Source organism: Peptoniphilus equinus (genome assembly GCF_027921445.1).
GTDB lineage: Bacteria > Bacillota > Clostridia > Tissierellales > Peptoniphilaceae > Peptoniphilus > Peptoniphilus equinus.
Genome location: NZ_CP115667.1, coordinates 345,015 through 365,685 on the forward strand (window position 1 = coordinate 345,015; position 20,671 = coordinate 365,685).

At 49.0% G+C, this 20,671-nt stretch carries 17 protein-coding genes, 1 riboswitch and 1 other annotated feature (1 of these 19 running past the window's edge); of the genes, 14 read left to right on the forward strand and 3 right to left on the reverse strand.

From position 1 onward, the window contains the following. Positions 1-100: a binding site (T-box leader), on the forward strand (it extends 162 nt beyond the left edge of the window). A 39-nt stretch (positions 101-139) separates the two neighbouring features. The 3 genes from O6R05_RS01770 to O6R05_RS01780 are packed head-to-tail and all read left to right on the forward strand — an operon-like array spanning position 140 to position 2,812. Continuing rightward, positions 140-1,138: an ABC transporter substrate-binding protein gene (locus tag O6R05_RS01770; RefSeq protein ID WP_271191824.1), complete on the forward strand. Its 999-nt coding sequence runs from the start codon at positions 140-142 to the stop codon at positions 1,136-1,138. An 8-nt stretch (positions 1,139-1,146) separates the two neighbouring features. Continuing rightward, a complete protein-coding gene (locus O6R05_RS01775) occupies positions 1,147-2,055 on the forward strand; it encodes an ABC transporter permease (RefSeq protein WP_271191825.1) in 909 nt (302 codons plus the stop codon). Then, positions 2,048-2,812, forward strand: coding sequence for an ABC transporter ATP-binding protein (locus O6R05_RS01780; RefSeq protein ID WP_271191826.1), 765 nt, complete (start codon positions 2,048-2,050; stop codon positions 2,810-2,812). The genes O6R05_RS01775 and O6R05_RS01780 overlap by 8 nt, the downstream gene beginning before the upstream one ends. Positions 2,813-2,852: 40 nt before the next feature. Here O6R05_RS01780 and O6R05_RS01785 read toward each other — a convergent pair whose 3' ends face one another. Both O6R05_RS01785 and O6R05_RS01790 read right to left on the reverse strand, forming a co-directional pair. Next, complete coding sequence (locus O6R05_RS01785; RefSeq protein ID WP_271191827.1) at positions 2,853-3,803, reverse strand: threonine ammonia-lyase; 951 nt, start codon at positions 3,801-3,803, stop codon at positions 2,853-2,855. 14 nt (positions 3,804-3,817) lie between these two features. After that, a complete protein-coding gene (locus O6R05_RS01790; protein WP_271191828.1) occupies positions 3,818-5,113 on the reverse strand; it encodes a bifunctional folylpolyglutamate synthase/dihydrofolate synthase in 1,296 nt (431 codons plus the stop codon). A gap of 47 nt (positions 5,114-5,160) precedes the next feature. Next, a riboswitch (THF riboswitch) is annotated at positions 5,161-5,252 on the forward strand. Positions 5,253-5,285: 33 nt separating this feature from the next. On the opposite strand from O6R05_RS01790, the gene O6R05_RS01795 reads away from it, so the two are divergent. From O6R05_RS01795 to xdhC, 4 genes are all read left to right on the forward strand, one after another. Further along, complete coding sequence (locus O6R05_RS01795; protein ID WP_271191829.1) at positions 5,286-5,804, forward strand: folate family ECF transporter S component; 519 nt, start codon at positions 5,286-5,288, stop codon at positions 5,802-5,804. Between the two features lie 190 nt (positions 5,805-5,994). Beyond that, positions 5,995-8,280: a xanthine dehydrogenase subunit XdhA gene (gene xdhA / locus O6R05_RS01800; RefSeq protein WP_271191830.1), complete on the forward strand. Its 2,286-nt coding sequence runs from the start codon at positions 5,995-5,997 to the stop codon at positions 8,278-8,280. Between the two features lie 7 nt (positions 8,281-8,287). Then, complete coding sequence (gene xdhB / locus O6R05_RS01805) at positions 8,288-9,160, forward strand: xanthine dehydrogenase subunit XdhB (protein WP_271191831.1); 873 nt, start codon at positions 8,288-8,290, stop codon at positions 9,158-9,160. Further along, complete coding sequence (xdhC, locus tag O6R05_RS01810; protein ID WP_271191832.1) at positions 9,153-9,713, forward strand: xanthine dehydrogenase subunit XdhC; 561 nt, start codon at positions 9,153-9,155, stop codon at positions 9,711-9,713. Before xdhB ends, xdhC begins: the two co-directional genes overlap by 8 nt. A gap of 42 nt (positions 9,714-9,755) precedes the next feature. Here xdhC and O6R05_RS01815 read toward each other — a convergent pair whose 3' ends face one another. Further along, a complete protein-coding gene (locus O6R05_RS01815) occupies positions 9,756-10,577 on the reverse strand; it encodes an aldo/keto reductase (protein WP_271191833.1) in 822 nt (273 codons plus the stop codon). Positions 10,578-10,658: 81 nt separating this feature from the next. Here O6R05_RS01815 and uvrB point away from each other — a divergent pair, with 81 nt between their 5' ends. From uvrB to O6R05_RS01850, 7 genes are all read left to right on the forward strand, one after another. After that, positions 10,659-12,641, forward strand: coding sequence for an excinuclease ABC subunit UvrB (gene uvrB, locus O6R05_RS01820; RefSeq protein WP_271191834.1), 1,983 nt, complete (start codon positions 10,659-10,661; stop codon positions 12,639-12,641). Between the two features lie 7 nt (positions 12,642-12,648). After that, the gene (gene uvrA, locus O6R05_RS01825) at positions 12,649-15,471 is read left to right on the forward strand and encodes an excinuclease ABC subunit UvrA (RefSeq protein ID WP_271191835.1); all 2,823 of its coding nucleotides are present in this window, start codon (positions 12,649-12,651) and stop codon (positions 15,469-15,471) included. Beyond that, positions 15,468-16,217, forward strand: coding sequence for a L,D-transpeptidase family protein (locus O6R05_RS01830; protein WP_271191836.1), 750 nt, complete (start codon positions 15,468-15,470; stop codon positions 16,215-16,217). Before uvrA ends, O6R05_RS01830 begins: the two co-directional genes overlap by 4 nt. A 16-nt stretch (positions 16,218-16,233) precedes the next feature. Beyond that, positions 16,234-17,649 carry an aminoacyl-histidine dipeptidase gene (locus tag O6R05_RS01835; RefSeq protein ID WP_271191837.1) on the forward strand — a complete coding sequence of 472 codons (1,416 nt, stop codon included), beginning with the start codon at positions 16,234-16,236 and terminating at the stop codon, positions 17,647-17,649. 355 nt (positions 17,650-18,004) lie between these two features. Continuing rightward, the gene (locus tag O6R05_RS01840) at positions 18,005-19,324 is read left to right on the forward strand and encodes a Na+/H+ antiporter family protein (protein WP_271191838.1); all 1,320 of its coding nucleotides are present in this window, start codon (positions 18,005-18,007) and stop codon (positions 19,322-19,324) included. Positions 19,325-19,444: 120 nt separating this feature from the next. Next, positions 19,445-19,840 carry a GntR family transcriptional regulator gene (locus tag O6R05_RS01845; protein ID WP_271191839.1) on the forward strand — a complete coding sequence of 132 codons (396 nt, stop codon included), beginning with the start codon at positions 19,445-19,447 and terminating at the stop codon, positions 19,838-19,840. Beyond that, positions 19,809-20,651 (forward strand): ABC transporter ATP-binding protein, encoded by an 843-nt coding sequence (locus O6R05_RS01850; protein ID WP_271191840.1) that lies wholly within the window; start codon positions 19,809-19,811, stop codon positions 20,649-20,651. The genes O6R05_RS01845 and O6R05_RS01850 overlap by 32 nt, the downstream gene beginning before the upstream one ends. The last annotated feature ends 20 nt before the right edge of the window (positions 20,652-20,671 follow it).

Genomic DNA, 20,671 nt, shown 5'->3' on the forward strand with positions numbered 1-20,671 from the left:
GCGTTAACTGACGTTAGATTTCTAGCGCGGTGATGCTAGAGGTAATCTATTTCAGCGTAGATTATAAAATTAGGTGGTACCACGATGCTTCGTCCTATGTAGGGCGGAGCTATTTTATTACCAAAAAGGGAGGAAAAACATGAAAAAAGTAAGCGGTCTTTCTATCAAACAATGGCTTGCTGTAGGCGCACTGTCGATTCTTGTCGGGTGCAGTTCCAACACACACAATGCCGGCACTCAAGAGACACCGGCGGCCGATGCGACGGTGAAAATCGGCATTTTACAGTATATGGATCACGTTTCTTTGGAGGCGGCTAAGGAGGGCTTTGTTGAAGAACTCAAAGCCAAGGGAATTGACGCAGAGATTATAGAGCAGTCTGCTAACGGCGACATGGCACTGACCAACACGATGGCCACCAGTATGCAGTCGGAAAAGGTGGATTTGGTCTATGCCATTGCCACACCGACAGCGCAGGCGGCAAAAAATACCATTCATGACGTGCCGATTGTCTTCAGTGCCGTCACGGATCCGGTCGGGGCTCAGCTGGTTGAGAGCATTGAGACGCCGGGAGGCAATGTCACCGGTGTCAGCGATTACGTCTCCAGTGCGAGCCAAATCGACGCATTTCTTAAGATTTACCCGGATGTCAAAACTTTCGGTGTCATCTACAATACCTCGGAGCAAAACTCGATGGTGCAGGTGGAAGAGCTCGAAGCCAATTTAAAGGAACGAGGTCTTGCTCTTGAAAAAGTTGGTGTCAATACCATCAATGATATTCCTCAAGTCATTGCCACTCTGGCACCGAAGATCGACGCCATGTTTGCCGTAACGGATAATATGGTGGCCAATGCCGCACCGATTATTTCCCAAACGCTCATTGAAAAACAGATTCCTTCTCTGGCTTCGGAAGAAGGGCAAGTGAAAAACGGTCTGCTCATGAGTGAAGGCATCAACTACAAAGAGCAGGGCAAACAGGCGGCGGACATGGCCGTGGAAATTCTAAACGGCACTGATCCTGCAAGTATGAGCGTTCAATACAATAAAGTTAACACGAAGACTGTCAACGAAACGACCGCCAAGGCACTTGGCATTGATGGCAATGCGGCTCTGATGGAGAACGCTACTGTCGTCAAATAGGAGGCATTATGCAAAGTTTACTACCGGTTCTCGGCGCATCAGTGGAAACAGGGCTCATTTTCGCTCTGCTTTCCATCGGCGTGGTGATCACCTACAAGATTTTAAAAATTTCAGACTTATCTCTTGAGGGCACGTTTCCCCTCGGTGCTTTTCTCTTTGCGAAACTAGCTACAGCACAGATGAACCCCTACGCCGGGATGGTCCTCGCTTTTGCAGGCGGTCTTCTTGGGGGACTCGTCACGTATCTCTTGTATAAGAAACTTCGCATTGAAGCGCTTCTTGCCGGGATTCTTACCATGACGATGCTCTATTCGATCAATTTAAAAGTCACTGGCCAGGCGAATGTGCCACTCATGAGCACACCAAGTGTGTTCACGAATTTTGAGATGGTGCCGAAAATCGTTCTTCTTGCCGTGGTGGTTCTGGTAGTCAAACTGCTTCTCGATGCTTTTTTACAAACGGAGCGAGGGTATCTGCTCTATGTCACAGGTGACAATGAAAGTCTCGTCAAGGCGCTCGGTCAAAATCCGGATCGCTACACGATGTTGGGGCTGATGCTATCTAACGGCATTATTGCGCTGAGCGGTGCATTGATGGCTCAGTATAGCGGATTTGCCGACTCTGCCATGGGAGCGACCATGATTGTGACTGGTCTTGCATCCATCATTATCGGTGATACGGTGTTAAAACATCATACCGGTCTTAAAGTCACCACCCGTGCTATCCTGGGTGCGGTGGTCTATCGGATCATTGCAGGTCTTGCCCTGCATCTAGGTCTGGATCCGCAGAGTTTGAAGCTGATTACGGCGCTTATCGTTGTCGTGTTTATTGCCTACAACAACGGTGCGTCTAACTATGCAAGATTATGGCAACGCAACGCAAAGGCGCACGGCGCATGGAGGCACAACAATGCTTAAAATACGTAATCTCACCAAAACTTTCTATCCCAACACGCCGGAAGAAAATCAAATCTTTGATCACTTTCATTTGGACGTGGAAGCCAATAAATGCACCACCATTTTGGGACCTAACGGCTGCGGCAAGAGCACGCTCTTTAATCTCATCACCGGTGCCATTCCTGCTGATGAGGGTACGTTTTATCTCGATGATGTGGACATGAGCGCCATGGACGAACGGGAACGAGCCAATTACATCGGACGTGTGAGTCAAGATCCGTCTCGGGGCGTCAGTCCATCGTTGAATATTTTGGAGAACATGGCGCTGGCACGGCGCAAGTCAGAGACGTTTACCTTAAAACATCTGTTAAAGCATACGGATGAAGCGGCTGTGGTGGCTCGTCTAAAAGAGTTGGATCTGGGGCTTGAAAATAAGCTCAACACCAAAGTGAAATTTCTCTCCGGCGGTCAGCGACAGTCCCTATCGCTCTTAATGGCGACGACAAAACGGCCGAATCTTTTGCTTCTGGACGAGCACACGGCGGCTCTGGATCCGAAGACGTCGCGGATTATCATGGAAAAGACGGCGGAGCTCATTGAGCGGGAGCATATGACCACGCTCATGATCACTCACAATTTGAAGCATGCCATCGATTATTCTCACCGCATTATCATGCTGGATCGAGGGCGAATTGTACTGGATGTGGCGGCAAACAGCATCACCGAAGCCGAGCTGGTGCAAAAATATAATGAAAACATTGAAAAGATTATGGCCTAAAGGCATAAAAAAAGTGGACCGCGCGGTCCGCTTTTTTATGTTATATTTCAATGTCTATCAACGAGCTCAGTTGATCCAGGCTCAAATTGCCGCCGGAGATGACCAAGCACACCCGGTCTGTGGCAGTAAAGGTGATTTTTTCTTCCAGAACAGCGCCGAGTCCAATGGATGACGAGGCTTCGCAGAAAATTTTACCTTCAGTGATCATGAGTTTATGCGCTTTTTGAATGGCTGTTTCCGAGACGGTGAGCATACCGTCCACATAGTTTTGTACGACAGGGAAGTTCACATCACCGGGTTGCTGAGAGGCAAGGGCATCGGCGATAGAATGGTTTTGAGGTACAGCGACAGGCTTGCCGGCTTTCAGGGATTCGGTATAGCGAGGCAGTATTTCCGGCTCCACGCCGTAGACTTTGGTGTGGTCACTGAGACCTTTGACTGCGGCGGCAATGCCGCCGACGAGACCACCGCCTCCGACGGGAACGAGAATGTGGGTCAGCTCAGGGGCTTGTTCCATCAGCTCCAGTCCAATCGTCCCCTGACCGATCATCACATCGTTGTCGTCAAATGGCGGCACGACGATGGCGCCCCTTTCTTCCGCCACCTGTGCGGCGACTTTAAAGCGGTTTTCAGTCGGGCACTGTACCACATCGGCACCGAGGGCGAGAATATTTGCCACTTTGATGGGCGGCGCAGTCTGTGGCATGACGATGGTGCAAGGCACGCCTTTGGATTTACATACGTAGGCAATGGCGCGTCCGTGGTTTCCTGAAGAGGCAGCCACCATGCCGCCTTTTATGGCATCGTCGCTAAGCACGCTGAATTTATTCAAAGCGCCGCGCATTTTAAATGCACCGGTGCGTTGGAGATTTTCCAACTTCAGGTATACCGCGCAGCCGAAGTAAGGCTCGAGATGATACGAGCGAATGAGAGGCGTAGGGTAGAGATCGCTTTTAATACGGGCATAAGCGTCTTGAATCGCGTGTAACATGGGGCTCCTTTCTGTTAATGATGATTATGGGACAGCTCGTAGTTTCTGAATTCTCGAATGAGATAGAGGGATCCGCACCAGAGGACTAGATCGCCCTCTTCAGCTAAGGATTTGGAGTATTCATAGGCTTCGATGCGATCGGCAATGGCGGTAAAGTTGGCGCCGTGACGGGTCATTTCTTCTTTCAGTTCATCTAAGGTGAAGGCACGAGGGTTGTCGATGGTAGTGAGTACAATCTCATCGGCAAGAGGCGCCAGGGCGTCGATGACGTGGTTGTAGTCCTTGTCTTTTAAAATGCTGAATCCGAGAATGAGACGATTATACGTAAAGGCCTTCAATGATTCCAGGAGCACATCGATGGCTTCGGCATTGTGAGAACCGTCAATGAGTACTGTCGGATTTTGATGAATGAATTCCAGACGGCCTTCATTTTTGGTACCTTCAATGGCTTGTAACATGGCGGCATCGTCCAGACCGAACTGATCTTTAAAATCGTGAAGGACGGTGAGGGCAAGGGCGCAGTTGTAAAGTTGATGCACGCCCACCAAGTGTGTGGTCACATCAGGGTAATCCCGAAAGGCAAAGTGGTTTTCTGTCGGAGTCAACGACTTGACTACCACGTCCTCTTTGGTGAAGGTGTGAAACGGTGCGTGCTTTTCATCGGCAATAGCACGAAGGGTGGCCATAACTTCCGGCTTGTTGGGATAGACGTAGACAGGACGACCTTCTTTGATGATGCCGCCTTTTTGCTTGGCGACAGCTTCGAGGGTGTTGCCTAGAATGGCCACATGGTCCAGAGCAATGGTGCAGATGACCGAGGCGAGGGGGGATTTGATGAGATTCGTTGAGTCGACAAGACCGCCCATGCCCACTTCCACCACCGCGACGTCCACCTTTTGGTCGTAGAAGTAGCGGTACATGATGGCGGTTAAGACTTCAAAGTAGGTGTTGTGGTACCCTTCGGCGTCCAATTGCTCCACGATAGGGGCAAGTTCGTCCACATAGCGGCGGAACTCGCTTTCTGCGATCCACTCACCGTTGATGGAGATGGATTCCAAAATGCTTTCCATGTAAGGTGAGATGAACATCCCCGTTCGGGCGGTTTGAGAGAGCGCCGCCGCCATATAATGACAGGTGGAGCCTTTGCCGTTGGTACCGGCCACGTGAATCACTTTAATCTTGTCTTGAGGGTTGTCGAAGTGAGCTAAGAGCTTTCTCACGTTGTTAAGCGTGTGTTTTTCACCGCTGGATCCGCGATCATACATCCAGTCCAGGTAGTCGTTAAAGGTAGTTCGTTTTGATGTTTTCATAGTTTCCTCTCTTGTAAGTCATTAAACTTTTCATTATAATTAAACCTATCAGAGTAGGTGAAGAGCGTCAAGTGTTAAGAAATGGGTTGTTGTTCTTAAACGAAAGTTTTTACTACGATTCTTTATCGCATCCGCTGAACCTCTTTGAATTTTTATGAAAGGAGGTTTTTTTATGCAAAGAAATAAAACCATCACGACAAAAGTGTTGACACGAGCCGCCATTTTAACGGCATTATCCATTATTTTAACGCGGTTCTTATCCATTATGCTCACAGAGAATTTGCGCATCGGATTCGGAAGTTTGCCGATTATGATTTCAGGGATGATGTTCGGACCCCTTGTGGGTGGACTCACCGGACTGGTCGCCGATATCATCGGGGTACTGATCAATCCTCAAGGTGCATTTCATTTAGGATTCACACTCTCTTCAGTGCTGACCGGTGCATTGCCCGGACTTGTGGTGCTGTTGACGAGAAAAGACAAAGGCTCCTGGTTAAATATCGTGCTCAGTATCGTTGTGGTATACGGACTGGTTCATCTGTGTCTGAACAGTTTTTGGCTGACTCAGCTTTACGGTCAAGGCTTTATGATCGTCATGCCCGGCCGTGTGGTTAAGGTTCTCGCCGAAGGTGTGGTCATGGGTGTTATCCTCGGCGTCTTCTTCAAGACTATCGCACCGAAATTGGATTAAGCAAGATATCAAGTCGCTCTTCGGAGCGGCTTTTTTGTTTTGAGCTAACAAGATACGATAAGATGATTTATTTTGATATCTACGCATCGCTATAGCACGGTCTCGGGACTGCTTAATAAATGCGTGTGAACATGGTATAATGGTAAAAAGTACGAGAGCTTTAAGTATCTCATTAGAAAGGAATGAAAGCATGTACGTAGGAAAGAGTTTAAATCGAGTTGATGCCTATGGTAAAGTTTCAGGACGTGCTAAATATACCGAAGACTTAATAGATCCGAACGCCTATCGCGCGAAGGTGCTTCATGCGACAATTCCACACGGGCGCGTGGTGTCCATGAATATTGATAAGGCGCTCACCGTGGACGGCGTTGTGAAGATTATCACCTGCTTTGATGTACCGGAGCATACTTTTGCCACCGCCGGCCACCCTTGGTCTGTGGATCCGGCTCATCAGGATATTGCTGATCGCAGACTACTTAACGAACACGTGCGGTTTTATGGGGATGATATTGCAGTTGTCATTGCTACGGATGATGTTCAAGCTAAAAAAGCACTGAAGCTCATTGAGGTCGAATATGAAGACTATCCGGCAGTCTTTGATGTCTTTGAAGCCATGAAGAGTGACGGGCCGCTCATTCATGACGACGCACCACATAATATTATCAGCCATACCTTTAATAACCGAGGGGATTTTGAAGCAGCGATTAAAGAGCCGGGTCTGACTAAAATTGAAGGTTGGTACGACACCCCTGTGGTACAACACGTCCACATTGAAAACGGTATCTGTTATGCCTATGAAGAACAGGGCAAGATTGTGGTCGTGGCCTCGACGCAAATTCCACATATTGTGCGACGGGTTTGTGCTCAGGCTCTCGGTGTGCCTTGGGGGAAGATTCGTCTGGTTAAGCCGTATATCGGCGGCGGTTTTGGGAATAAACAGGACGCGCTCTATGAACCTCTTGCGGCATATCTGACGACGCAGGTGGGTGGACATCCCGTCGTGCTAGACACATCTCGTGAAGAGACGTTTGTCTCCACCAGGACTCGCCATCAAATCACCTCCCACATCACCAGTTATGTGCGTCCTGACGGGACTTTTGCGGCGCGTGCGCTGGAAGCTTACAGCAACAACGGCGCCTATGGGTCTCACGGCCACTCCATCGTCGCCAAAGGCCTGGGCTGTTTTCATCAGCTGTATCCTTGTGACAATGTTAAGGCTGAAGCTTATACGGTCTATACCAATCGTCCGACTGCCGGAGCGATGCGGGGGTATGGGATTCCACAGGCTATGTTTGCCGTGGAATCTCACACGGAAGATATCTGTCGGCAAATGGGTTTTGATTCCTATGAGTTCAGAATGAAGAATGTGATGCCGAAGGGGTATCACGATCCGTTTTCTCACAACGAAAACTATTACGATTCGTTTAGAGAGTGTCTTGAAGTAGGTCGCAAAGCCATGGACTATGACAACAAACTCAAAGCCTATGCGAACCAAACCGGCAACATTCGCAAGGGCGTAGGCTGTGCGGTATTCTGGTACAATACCGGTGTCTATCCGATTTCCCTTGAGTCGTCCAGCTGTCGTATGATAGTGAACCAGGACGGTTCCATCCAGGTGCAGTTGGCTGAGACGGAAATTGGGCAGGGCGGCGACACCGCTTACGCGCAAATGACCGCCGATGCCGTCGGGGTGAAGTTTGACGATGTGTATATCATCAGCCAACAGGACACGGACATCACACCTTTCGGGACAGGGGCCTATGCCTCCCGCCAAACCTTTATGGCAAGTTTCTCCATCACAAAAACCGCGAAAGCACTGAAACAACGAATTCTCGATGCGGCGTATCGCTACACGAAGAACAATCCGGATTCTCTCGACCTGATTGAGGGCAACATTGTTCGCAAAGGAGATGGGCGTGTGCTCTGTACGTTGGAAGAGCTTGCCACCCATACGCTCTACAGTATGGAATACTCCGAGCACCTCACGGCGGAAGAAACGTATCAAATTAAAAACAACGCCTACTCCTTTGGATGTAGTTTTGCCGAAGTGGAAGTGGATATTGCCCTTGCCAAAGCCAAAGTGACTAAATTGATCAACGTTCATGACTGCGGTAAGCTCATCAATCCGCAACTTGCCGAGGCGCAGTGTCACGGCGGTATGAGTATGGGCATCGGTCTGGCCTTGACTGAAGAGATGAAATTCGATCCGAAGACCGGCCGAACCTTAAATGACAACCTTTTGGACTACAAATTGGGTACGCCGATGGATCATCCGGAGATGGAAGTTCACTTCATTGAAAATCCGGAGCCGACGTCACCGTTCGGGACCAAGTCATTGGGTGAACCGCCAACCTGCTCACCGGCGCCTGCCATTCGCAACGCCGTTTTAAACGCAACCGGAGTAGGTGCCAACCGCCTGCCGCTCAATCCACACAACCTATTTCCGCTTTTTGTTGAACACGGGTTAATCAAGTGAGGTAGATATGTACGATATTAAAGAAATTTACGAAGCCTATACCGTTAAAGAAGCCATAGCGTTAAAAGAAGCGCACCCTGAAGCCATCATTCTGGGCGGCGGCAGTGATGTACTCGTTGCCCTTCGGGAAGGCAAGTACACCGATCCTGTGGTGATTTCCATCTATTTAATCGAGGACCTCAAAGGCGTACGCATGGAAGATGGCGACATCCTTATCGGCGCACTCACATCCTTTACGGACATTGCTGAAGACCCTATTATTTTGGAGCACATTCCGACCTTAGCCGATGCCGTCCTCACGGTAGGCGGTCCTCAGCTGAGAAACATCGCCTCCATTGGCGGCAACATTTCCAACGGTGTGCCGTCTGCGGACTCTGCCACCACACTGCTTGCCTACGACGCCATCGTGATGCTCGAAGGCAAAGATGGCATAAGGGAGTGCCCGATCACCGAGTTTTACATTAAGACCGGTCAAGTAGATATTCGTCCGACAGAAATTGTCACCGGGTTGAAAATTAAACAGACATCCTTTGACGGCTATTATGGTAACTATTTTAAGTATGCCATGAGAGAGGCCATGGATATTGCGACCAGTACTTGTTCTATCAATGTCAAGCTGAACGGTAAGGTGATAGACGACATCCGTGCCGCCTATGGAGTTGCCGCACCGATTCCGAAGCGGGTTATGGATGCAGAAGCCGCCTTTAGAGGTAAAGAGCTCACGGATGAGACCATTGACGCCTTTGCAGAAAAGGTGATGGACGAACTCAGTCCTCGAGATTCCTGGCGTGCCTCCAAAGCACTTCGCACACACATCTTAAAAGAAATCACACGCCGCAATCTCGTTGCCATCAGAGACAAAGGAGGCCTCCATGATTAAACAACACACCTGTGAGCATGGGCCCTATGAGCCGCAAGAGACCATCTTGCGCCATGAGCCTCAATACAAATTAGTACGATGCCGCATCAATGGCAAGCCGGTGACCAAAATGACAGATATGCGTGCGTCCCTGGCGGATTTTTTGAGAAATGACTTCTCCCTCACCAGTGTGAAGAAGGGCTGTGAAGTCGGGGAATGCGGCGCCTGTGCCGTCAAAATTGACGGAAAGAGTTTTAATGCCTGCATCTATCTTGCCATTTGGGCGGAAGACAAAGATATTTGGACTGTGGAAGGGCTTTTGGACGGCGACGGTAACCTCTCGATTATCCAACAGGCTTTTGTGGATGAAGCGGCTGTGCAATGCGGGTTTTGTACGCCGGGCTTTATCATCACCGCATCGGAGATTGTGGATCGCAAACAACGCTACAGCCGCGATGAACTCCGACGTCTCTTAGCCGGTCACCTCTGTCGTTGTACCGGATATGAAAATATTCTTCGAGCTGTCGAAGTGGCCATTGAGCGCAATATTGCCAAATCTGAAGCCGCTAAGTGAGCGGATCACGCCAATAAAAAAGGCGTCCTGTGAAAGGACGTCTTATTTTTTTGCAATGTCATTTAGCCAAGCGGTATCCAGTGGACTTTTGGACACGTGATGGTTGCGATCCAACTTTTCCAGTGCTTTAAAATCTTCATCACTGAGGGTCACGGTGTTAGCCGCCATGTTTTCTTTTAAGCGTGTGACATTAGTCGTGCGAGGAATGACGGCAACGCCTCGGTGGAGATTGTAGGCGAGAATAATTTGTCCCGGCGTCGCATGATGGGAAGCGGCAAGGGATTGAATGGTGGGATGGTTAAAGAGAAAGGCTTCGCCTCGTGCCAGAGGACTCCATGCTACCGGTGTGATCCCGTCAGCTTTCAGCCGCGCCACAAAGTCGAAGAGACCTAAGAGCGGATGGGTTTCGATTTGGTTGAGTTGAGGCATGATCGTGGCGGTCGTCTTCAATTCGTCCAGGTGGGTGTCATAAAAGTTGCACACACCGATGTTTTCAAAGACACCTTGTGAGTAGTAGTCTTCCAAGACTTTCCAAGATGCATTGGACTGCGGACCCGGCCAGTGAAGATACATAACTTTGAGACGATCCACACCGAGCGCTTTGAGAGAGCGGTCAATGCTTCGTTTCGTGGCCTCTTCGCCGTAATCTTTTGGCCAAACTTTGGTCGCCACATCCATCGTAAAGCCGAGACTCTTAAAGACCTCGCCGATCAGGCCTTCATTGTCATAGTAGTAAGCGGTGTCGATGTAGTTGTACCCGGCTTCTTTTGCCGCCGGAAGAAGTTCTGCCAAGGCGTCTCGATCAGTGATGGTATAAACCCCCAGGCCGATGGGGTCAAAAGTGTGGTTGTTATTTAGAATCATAGTTACCTCCTCGATATCTTATACCCACGTAAGCGTCCGTTAACTGTTGTCACTTGGGGTATAATGAAAGAAGGTGATTTTATGGAATTTAAAATTCATTCGGACTTTAAACCTATGGGGGACCAGCCGGAAGCGGTTGAGAGGTTGGTTCAAGGGTTACATCGCAACTTAAAACATCAAACCTTGCTCGGGGTCACAGGCTCAGGTAAGACGTTTACCATGGCCAATATTATTGAAAGAGTACAACGTCCCACCCTTGTCATCGCACACAACAAGACCTTGGCCTATCAACTGGCCAGTGAGTTTCGAGAATTCTTCCCGGACAATGCCGTGGAATACTTTGTCTCGTATTACGATTATTACCAGCCGGAAGCTTATGTACCGATGAGTGATACATTTATCGAGAAGGATTCCTCCATCAACGATGAGATTGACAAGCTGCGTCACTCCGCCACTATGGCGCTGTTCGAGCGTCGAGATGTGATTATTGTGGCGTCGGTGTCCTGCATCTATGGCTTAGGGGATCCCATCGACTATGAAAATCTGGTGGTATCCCTTCGTCCCGGCATGATCAAGGACCGTAACGATATCATGCGAAAGCTTATCGACATTCAGTACGTCCGTAACGACGTGAACTTTGTGCGGGGTACGTTTCGTGTGCGGGGCGACGTCTTGGAAATATTCCCTGCGGCGTCGTCTGAGCATTCACTGCGAGTGGAATTTTTCGGCGACGAGATTGATCGCATTACGGAAGTGAATGCACTGACCGGGGAAGTGGTGGGCTATCGAAACCACGCCGCCATTTATCCTGCGTCCCACTTTGCCACCGGGGAAGAGAAGGTGAAGCGTGCCATCGGCACTATTGAAGTCGAGCTGAAGGCGCGCTTGGAAGAACTTCGAGACCAGGAGAAGCTCCTGGAAGCTCAGCGTCTTGAACAGCGAACCAACTACGATTTGGAAATGCTTGAAGAAATGGGATTTTGTTCCGGGATTGAAAACTATTCACGCCATCTTTCCGCCCGTCCGGCAGGCTCTCGGCCCTATACCTTGATCGACTATTTCCCCAAGGATTTTCTTACAATTATTGACGAGTCTCACGCCACCCTTCCTCAAATTCGAGGGATGTACAATGGGGATAGGGCGCGCAAGGAGACTCTAGTGGAGTACGGTTTTCGACTGCCGTCGGCGCTGGACAACCGACCATTGAAATTTCCTGAATTTGAAAGCTTGATGAACCAATGTATCTACGTCTCTGCCACACCGGGCCCTTACGAAGAAGCTCACGAACAGAACCGGGCGGAGCAGATTATTCGTCCGACAGGTCTGTTGGATCCGAAGATTGACATTCGTCCGACCACCCATCAGATTGACGACCTCATTGAAGAGATCAACGGATGTGTCGAACGCCGCGAACGGGTGCTTGTCACCACCCTCACTAAAAAAATGGCGGAGGACTTGGCACAGCATTTTAAAGAGCTGGGGATCAAGTCGACGTATATGCACAGTGATGTGGACACCATTGAACGGATGGAAATCATTCGCGATCTTCGATTGGGTATTTACAATGTGCTGATCGGTATCAATCTTTTGCGTGAGGGGCTTGATATTCCTGAAGTGTCTCTGGTGGTCATTTTAGATGCGGACAAGGAAGGGTTCTTGCGATCGGATACGTCGCTTATTCAGACGGCAGGACGCGCCGCCCGAAATGCGAACGGACGTGTTATAATGTATGCAGACACGGTGACCGGCTCCATGCAGCGGACTGTTGACGAAACGGAGCGCCGGCGGGATATTCAGGACGCCTATAACAAGGCTCACGGCATTACGCCTAAGTCGGTATCTAAGAGCGTACGGGAAGTTATCGAGGCGACGATGGCGGCAGAGAAGACGGTGGACTATGATGCCATCGACACGTTCTCCAACGATGAAATTCGTGGCATGATTGATGCGCTCAAACCGGAAATGTACAAAGCTGCCGAAGCTCTGGACTTTGAAAAGGCTGCGGAGATTCGGGATAAAATTAAAGAACTGAAGATACAAATGGAGAAGATGAAAGATAATTGAGGTTGGTATGAACTCAAACATTGTGATAAAAGGAGCTCGAGTCCACAATTTAAAAAATGTGGACTTAGAGATTCCTAGAAATAAATTCGTGGTCTTTACAGGACTTTCCGGGTCAGGGAAGTCCTCTCTTGCCTTTGATACGATCTATGCCGAGGGACAACGCCGCTATGTTGAGTCCCTCTCCAGTTATGCCCGTCAATTTTTAGGACAGATGGACAAGCCGGAAGTGGATTATATTGAAGGGATGAGCCCGGCCATATCCATCGATCAAAAGACCACATCGAAGAATCCCCGCTCGACGGTGGGTACCGTCACGGAGATTTATGACTACTTGCGGCTCCTCTATGCCCGTATCGGCAGGCCCTACTGCGCAAAGTGCGGCAAGGAGATTACGTCGTATTCTCCCGACCAGATGGTGGATTCGGTGATGGAACTGGATGAAGGGACACGTATCATGATTGTGGCGCCCTTCGTCAAGCGACGCAAAGGCACGCACAAGCGCAATTTGGAGCAGATAAAAAAAGACGGCTATCTCAGAGTCATGATCGACGGTGCACTGTACCACCTGGATGATGAGATTGAGTTGGATAAGAACAAAGTCCACGACATTGATGTGGTGGTCGATCGTCTCATTGTCAGAGATGGCATTGAGTCACGGCTCACCGATTCCATTGAACAGGCGCTTCGACTTTCGGACGGTCTGATCTATGTGGATATCATCGACGGGGAGCGGCTCACTTTTTCCTCTAAGCTGGCCTGTCCCGACTGCGGCATTATCATTGAAGAATTGACGCCGCGTTCCTTTTCGTTTAACACCCCGATCGGGGCGTGTGACACCTGTCACGGTATCGGCTACAGCAAAGAAGTCGACGAAGATCTCGTCATTCCCAACAAGGAGTTGTCCCTCAACCAAGGGGCCGTCGCCTGTTATTCGACGATGGAGGGGACGTATTACAGTCAGATGATTAAAGCGCTGGCCGATCATCATGGGTTCAGTATGGACGAACCTATTCAAAATGCACCGAAAGCTTTTTTAGATGACTTGTTTAACGGCTCTGACGTCAAATTAAAATTCACATTTAATTCCCACTTTTCCGGGCATAAATCCTATACCGGAACGTTTGAAGGGATCAAGGCGAACTTAAAGCGCCGTTATATTGAAACAACTTCTGATGCCCAGTTAGGTCGGATTGAACAGTTTCTCTCCGACACGCCGTGCCCGACCTGTCACGGCGCACGGTTGAAGGCGTCGTCCCTTATGGTACGGGTAGGGGGGCTGAATATCTATGAAGCCACCCAACTTTCCATTGTCAAAGCGATGGATTTCTTTGATCATTTGGAACTTACAGAAAAAGAGACGCTGATTGCCGCGGAGATTTTAAAAGAAATTAAAGCCCGCCTGAGCTTTTTAAATACGGTAGGGCTGGACTATATTACCTTGGCCCGCATGAGCGGGACACTCTCCGGCGGTGAGTCTCAGCGGATTCGCCTTGCCACGCAAATCGGCTCTAAGCTGGTGGGAGTCATTTATGTGTTGGATGAACCGAGCATCGGACTGCATCAGCGGGACAACGACAAACTCTTAGGCGCACTGCGGGAGCTCACCGATGCAGGCAACACCCTTATCGTCGTCGAACACGATGAGGATACCATGCGTGTTGCCGATCAAATCGTGGACATTGGCCCGGGAGCGGGGCGTCATGGCGGCGAAATCGTGGCTCAAGGTACGCCAAACGAAGTAGCGGCTTGTGAAGATTCCATCACAGGGGCCTATCTGTCCGGTCGCCAACGCATCGAAGTGCCGACACAGCGTCGTCCCTACACCGGATCGGAAATCACGATAAAAGGTGCGGCAGAGAACAACCTGAAACACATTGATGTGAGTTTTCCTCTGGGACAATTTGTCGCTGTCACCGGCGTGTCCGGCAGTGGCAAGAGCTCTCTGGTCAACGAGATTCTCTTTAAAGCTCTGGCAGGCAAGTTGAACGGATCCCGTATCAAGGCCGGTCAGCACGACAGCATTGAAGGCTTGGACGCCATTGATAAGGTGGTCGACATTGATCAAAGTCCCATTGGACGCACGCCACGCTCTAATCCGGTCACCTATACCGGCACCTTTGATATTATTCGGGATATTTTTGCAAATACCAACGAGTCGAAACTTCGAGGCTATAAAAAAGGCCGCTTCTCCTTTAATGTCAAAGGGGGGCGATGTGAGGCCTGTAAAGGGGACGGCATTATCAAAGTTGAAATGCACTTTTTACCGGATGTCTACGTGCCTTGTGAAGTGTGTAAGGGCAAGCGCTACAATCGTGAGACGCTGCAAGTGACATACAAGGGCAAGAATATTTCTGATGTGCTGAATATGACGGTAGAAGAAGCCATTGACTTCTTTGCCGTCCACCCTCGTATTCTTCGTCGATTGGAGACGCTAAAGAACGTGGGCCTCTCCTATATTAAGCTCGGCCAACCGTCCACGCAGCTCTCCGGCGGGGAAGCGCAACGGATTAAGTTGGCGACGGAACTGTCCAAAGTGGCGACAGGACGAACCATGTATATCTTGGATGAGCCGACCACAGGTCTTCACTCGGAAGATGTGCGCAAGCTTATCGGCGTGCTCCAAGAGTTGGTGGATCGGGGCAATACTGTCGTTGTCATTGAACACAACCTGGATGTCATTAAGACCGCAGATCATATTATTGATCTGGGTCCTGAAGGCGGCGATGGCGGCGGTACGGTCATTGCCACCGGACGCCCTGAACAGATTGCATCCAATCCGGCATCTTACACGGGGCAGTTTTTGAAAAAAGTACTAAAGGAGTCAAGATGAAAAAATTAATTTTAGCTGTGGCTTTGGTGTTAGTGAGCACAGGCAGTGTCTTTGCCGCCTACGTTCGCCCCAACACCTTTATGGATAAAACGGGCTATCGCAAAGTGGAGGAAGTGAAGCGCTTCCAGGCTTTAAATAACATTGATGTGGACGGCGTGGTGGGACCTTTTACCCAAAAAGTTCTCTACGGTCCCAATATGGTGGCTGCCGATGTCATCACTGCGAAGCCGACCACGGGAGACTGGATTGTCATCAATAAATCCAAGAAGATTTTGACTTATTACCGTGGCGACAAGCCGCTGTATAAGTTTCCGGTGACCCTGGGCACATCTGAAACACCGACGCCCTCTGCCAAGGCCACAATTGTGAATAAGCACAAGAATCCGGCTTGGGGCGGTATGGGAGGTAAGTATACGCCTGCCGCCGCCGATGATCCCAACAATCCTCTCGGGGAACGTTGGATGGGTCTTAACATTCCGGGAATGAGCGGTTACGGCATTCACGGGAACATCAAGCCCCATCAAATCGGGACCTATTCGTCCAACGGCTGCATTCGTATGTTCAACTACGACATCGAAACCTTTATCTTTCCGCAAGCCAAAGTAGGGATGCCTGTATGGATCGGGACCGATGCTGAGCTGAAAAGCTGGGGCGTGGAGCAATTGATCTTTGAAGACACGCAACCGGCTGTACCTGAGACGCCAAAGGCGCCGCAGTATGACACAGAAGAACTGTTAGTATTTTAATGTTAGGAGGATTCGTATGAATTTAGAACCGAAAGATGTTTTTCACTGGTTTCATGAGTTGAACCAAGTACCACGCTGCTCCGGACAGGAAGAAGCTGTCTCCAAATTCTTGGAAAACTTTGCCAAAGAACGCGGCTTTGAAGTGCGTCGTGATGATGCGAATAATGTCATTATCAAAGTACCGGCAACAGCAGGTTATGAAAATCGCAAGTCTGTCATCATCCAAGGACACATGGACATGGTTTGTGTCAAAGATCCCGGCGTGAACCACAACTTTGACACCGATCCTATTGATATGGAAGTGGACGGCGATTTCCTTAAGGCCAAAGGTACCACCCTTGGCGGCGACGACGGGATTGCTGTCGCCTTTGCCATGGCTATTCTCGACGGCGACTATCCGCATCCGGAGCTGACCGTATTGATCACGACCGAAGAAGAAACGACTATGAACGGCGCCAACGCCATCAAATCAGGCGATGTCACCGGCGATTATCTGTTCAATATCGATTCCGAAGAAGAAGGCATTTTTCTCGTCAGCAGTGCGGGCGGTGCAGAAACCTACAACGTCTTTAAAGGCACGCGAGAAGCAGCTGTAGAACAAGGTATTAAAATTACAGTCAAGGATCTTGAAGGCGGTCACTCCGGGATGGAAATCAATAAAGGCCGTGGCAACGCCAATGTCTTTATGGGACGTCTTCTCGCAGCCCTTAAAGATTTCAATCCGCGACTGTCTACCATAAACGGCGGTACCAAACACAACGCTATTGCAAGTCACGGCGAAGCGGTTCTCACAGTCAGTGATGCCGACAAGGCCAAGGCTGTGGTTGAAGCTCTCGGGGCACAACTGCTTCACGAAGTGCACGCCACCGATCCTCGCGGTGCAGTAGAAGTTAGCGACGCTGACGTGGATACTGTCTTTGATGCCACTACTTCGGCGAACTTCATTCATTTCCTTCGTCTGGTACCTAATGGCGTGTACAGTATGTCTCAAGATATTGACGGCTTGGTGGAATCATCCCTTAACAATGCCGTCATCACCACTGAAGAGGACACCATCACCTTTGTTATTTCAGTACGCTCATCTTCTGAGTCTCGACTGGACGAAGTACTTGGTACGATTGAAACCCTCGACGAGGTGTTCGGCGGCAAGTTTGACATTGAAAATGCGTATCCGGGTTGGGAATATGAACCGGGCAGCAAGATAGAAGAGATCGTCAAAGCTACCTGGTCGGAACTTTACGGCGATGCGAAATTTGAAGCGGTACATGCCGGGTTGGAATGCGGTGTGCTGAAAAAAGTGCTCCCTGATACCGAGATGATTTCCTTCGGTCCAAATATGTTTGATGTCCACAGTCCGAAAGAAAAGCTGAGCATCAGCTCCACCGAGCGCGTGTTCCAATTCACCTTGGCGCTGTTACAAGCCATTGACTAAATAACACAAAACCCTCCTAAGTCTTAGGAGGGTTTTTTATAGGGCCTGTTTTACTTAGGGCAAACTGATCCGCGGAAGTTGTCACGACGACGCGGCGAATAAAAATTTTGCGGTGAATCGTTTTTAATCAGTGGAGGGCATCGAACACATCTGTGTTTGTGGACGAACATTGGACGAAACGGCAAATGAAAAAGTATAATTTATCAAAATACGTCCATCACATTATAATGTTATAACGTACTATCTCAATTTAGAATCATTTAAGATAAGTCAGCGTTTTCATCTGTGGACACGTTATTGATGAGTATCAATTATACTTATACCATAATTAAAATACCAAAGAAGGAGAAAGTATATGATCTTATTTAATCCCGTTGTCATTTCAGTTATTGTCATGTGCATTCTGTGCTTGATGAAATTCAATGTGCTCTTAGCGATCATTGTATCGACCCTTGTGGCAGGATTTAGCGCAGGTATGCCGCTCATCGAAGGCGACGATTCCATTATCAACTTACTTGTCGGCGGCATGGGCGGCAACTCCAATACGGCGCTAAGTTATATTTTGTTGGGAGCTTTTGCCGTGGGTCTGGCACAAAGTGGTCTGGGGACCATTCTTGCCCGAAAGATTGCCGGCGTGTTGTCCGGAAAGAAAATGTTTTTGATTTTTGCCTTGGCATTTATTGCCTGCTTTTCTCAAAATTTAGTTCCGGTTCACATTGCATTTATTCCGATTCTCATTCCACCGCTGCTTACGGTCTTTAACAAGCTTAAGATTGACCGCCGTGCGATTGCGTGTGCGCTGACCTTTGGTTTGAAGGCGCCGTATATTTCCATTCCCCTGGGCTTTGGTCTGATTTTTCACCAAACGCTTGTCGATAATATCACTGAAGCCGGTCTGCCTGTCACTGTAGCGGATACGCGCAGCGTCATGTGGATTGGCGGTCTCGCGATGTTGGTCGGGTTAATCGTCGTGGTGCTGTTCTTATACAGAAAAGATCGTGACTATCAAGATTTGCCTGTCATGGGGGCCGATGATGCTGAGGGCGAAGTGACTATGACCCGTGAATCATGGGGCGCTCTTATCGGATGTATCGTTACGGCGGTCATCTCTGCAGTGACGGAATCCCTTCCATTAGGCGCACTGGGCGGACTGATTACCATGCTTCTGACCGGATGTGTGAAGCTGAAAAACTTGGATGACGTTATGGACGGCGGTATCCGCATGATGGGTTTTATCGCCTTCGTGATGTTGGTGGCTTCGGGATATGCCAATGTCCTTAGAACCAGCGGCGCTGTTGAAGAACTTGTTACCACGGCGGCGACCTATATGTCCGGTTCGAAACCTGTTGCAGCATTCATTATGCTTTTGGTCGGACTGTTGATCACCATGGGTATCGGGACATCTTTTGGAACCATTCCGATTATCACCTCGATCTATGTGCCTTTGGGACTTCAAATTGGTCTTTCAGTACCGACTATCATTTTGCTGATCGGTCTTGCTGCCGCACTTGGGGATGCAGGTTCTCCGGCATCGGATTCCACACTGGGACCGACGTCCGGTTTGAATGCAGACGGTCAACACAATCACATTTGGGATACGTGTGTACCGACCTTTATTGCCTATGATATTTTCCTCATCATTGGTGGGGTTGTCGGGACGATGATTTTAGGCTAACTTTAAAAATGCATTTAATCCGTTGAGCGGCAGGCTTGACGGATTTTTTTATTTCCGGTGTTGACAGTGTCATTATAAAAGGTTATAGTGTATATATACAGTATATACGGTAGGTGAAACTTGAATATTATTATTAAAAAATCCAGCCCACTTCCCATTTATGAACAAATTGAGCAGGAGATCAAAGGGCTCATCGCTTCGGGAGAGCTGAGCAGTCATGATCCGCTTCCTGGGATGCGGTCGCTGGCTAAAGATCTCGGCGTTTCGGTCATCACCACCAAGCGTGCGTTTAACGACTTGGAGCAGGAGGGATTTATTTATACCTTAGCCGGTCGCGGTAGCTTTGTATCCGAGACATCGAGGGAAGAACAGAAAGGACGCATACGGTCCGAAGCACGACAACTACTCCGAACTTGTGTGGAATTTGCGTTGCAGCATCAACTCACACAAGCTGATTTAGAAGAATTACTTGAAGAGGTGTATTATGAATGTACTCCAGGTGAATCACGTCAGTAAACAGTATAAAGATTTTGCGCTCAAAGATGTGAGCTTTGTCATTGAGAAGGGAACAATTATGGGCTTTATCGGCAGCAACGGTGCCGGAAAGACCACTACGATAAAAGCGATATTAGGCATGGTGGATTATAATGGCACCATTCTCATGAACGATCAGCCGTTGACTTTGGAAGCGAAACAGCGGATAGGTTTTGTATTGGATGATGTCCACTTGGGCAATTTTGTCACCGGTGCCGATGCGGATAAAATTTTATCGAGAGTCTATCACCATTGGGACTCGTCCTATTACTTTGAGCTTTTGGAGACATTTGAGTTGCCTCGCAACAAAAAGTATGCAGCCCTGTCAAAAGGTATGAAGATCAAAATGCTTCTCGCTCAAGCTTTGGCTATTCGTCCGGAACTTCTCATATTAGATGAGCCTACCAGTGGACTCGACCCGGTCGCCCGTTCAGAAATTTTGGATATTCTTTTGGGTTTTGTGGAAGATGAGAACCATTCCGTTCTGATTTCCAGCCATATTAATTCCGATCTGGAGAAGATTGCGGATTATATTACCTTTATTCAAGATGGTGCCATTATCTTATCTGAAGAAAAGTATGAACTGTATCAAAAATACGGTATTCTCCGCTTGACAACCGATGAGTTTGAAGCCTTGGATAAGAAGTATGTACAAGGCTACATCAAAAATCACTATTCGATCGATGTGCTGATCAGTGACGTGCCGGCGTTTAAGGCGATGCATCCTCAAATTGATGTGGATACTGTTGAGCTGGATGAGCTTATGATTTTTCTTTCGCGAGGTGAACGATGATGCAAGGCATATTGATACGC

Excerpts from the sequence above, each read along its gene's own strand:
- O6R05_RS01780 (WP_271191826.1), top strand. The coding sequence starts at position 2,048 with ATGCTTAAAATACGTAATCTCACCAAAACTTTCTATCCCAACACGCCG.
- xdhB (WP_271191831.1), top strand. The coding sequence starts at position 8,288 with ATGTACGATATTAAAGAAATTTACGAAGCCTATACCGTTAAAGAAGCC.
- O6R05_RS01815 (WP_271191833.1), bottom strand. The coding sequence starts at position 10,577 with ATGATTCTAAATAACAACCACACTTTTGACCCCATCGGCCTGGGGGTT.
- O6R05_RS01830 (WP_271191836.1), top strand. The coding sequence starts at position 15,468 with ATGAAAAAATTAATTTTAGCTGTGGCTTTGGTGTTAGTGAGCACAGGC.
- xdhA (WP_271191830.1), top strand. The coding sequence starts at position 5,995 with ATGTACGTAGGAAAGAGTTTAAATCGAGTTGATGCCTATGGTAAAGTT.
- O6R05_RS01840 (WP_271191838.1), top strand. The coding sequence starts at position 18,005 with ATGATCTTATTTAATCCCGTTGTCATTTCAGTTATTGTCATGTGCATT.
- O6R05_RS01835 (WP_271191837.1), top strand. The coding sequence starts at position 16,234 with ATGAATTTAGAACCGAAAGATGTTTTTCACTGGTTTCATGAGTTGAAC.
- O6R05_RS01790 (WP_271191828.1), bottom strand. The coding sequence starts at position 5,113 with ATGAAAACATCAAAACGAACTACCTTTAACGACTACCTGGACTGGATG.
- O6R05_RS01850 (WP_271191840.1), top strand. The coding sequence starts at position 19,809 with ATGAATGTACTCCAGGTGAATCACGTCAGTAAACAGTATAAAGATTTT.
- uvrB (WP_271191834.1), top strand. The coding sequence starts at position 10,659 with ATGGAATTTAAAATTCATTCGGACTTTAAACCTATGGGGGACCAGCCG.
- O6R05_RS01785 (WP_271191827.1), bottom strand. The coding sequence starts at position 3,803 with ATGTTACACGCGATTCAAGACGCTTATGCCCGTATTAAAAGCGATCTC.
- O6R05_RS01775 (WP_271191825.1), top strand. The coding sequence starts at position 1,147 with ATGCAAAGTTTACTACCGGTTCTCGGCGCATCAGTGGAAACAGGGCTC.
- O6R05_RS01770 (WP_271191824.1), top strand. The coding sequence starts at position 140 with ATGAAAAAAGTAAGCGGTCTTTCTATCAAACAATGGCTTGCTGTAGGC.
- xdhC (WP_271191832.1), top strand. The coding sequence starts at position 9,153 with ATGATTAAACAACACACCTGTGAGCATGGGCCCTATGAGCCGCAAGAG.
- O6R05_RS01795 (WP_271191829.1), top strand. The coding sequence starts at position 5,286 with ATGCAAAGAAATAAAACCATCACGACAAAAGTGTTGACACGAGCCGCC.
- uvrA (WP_271191835.1), top strand. The coding sequence starts at position 12,649 with ATGAACTCAAACATTGTGATAAAAGGAGCTCGAGTCCACAATTTAAAA.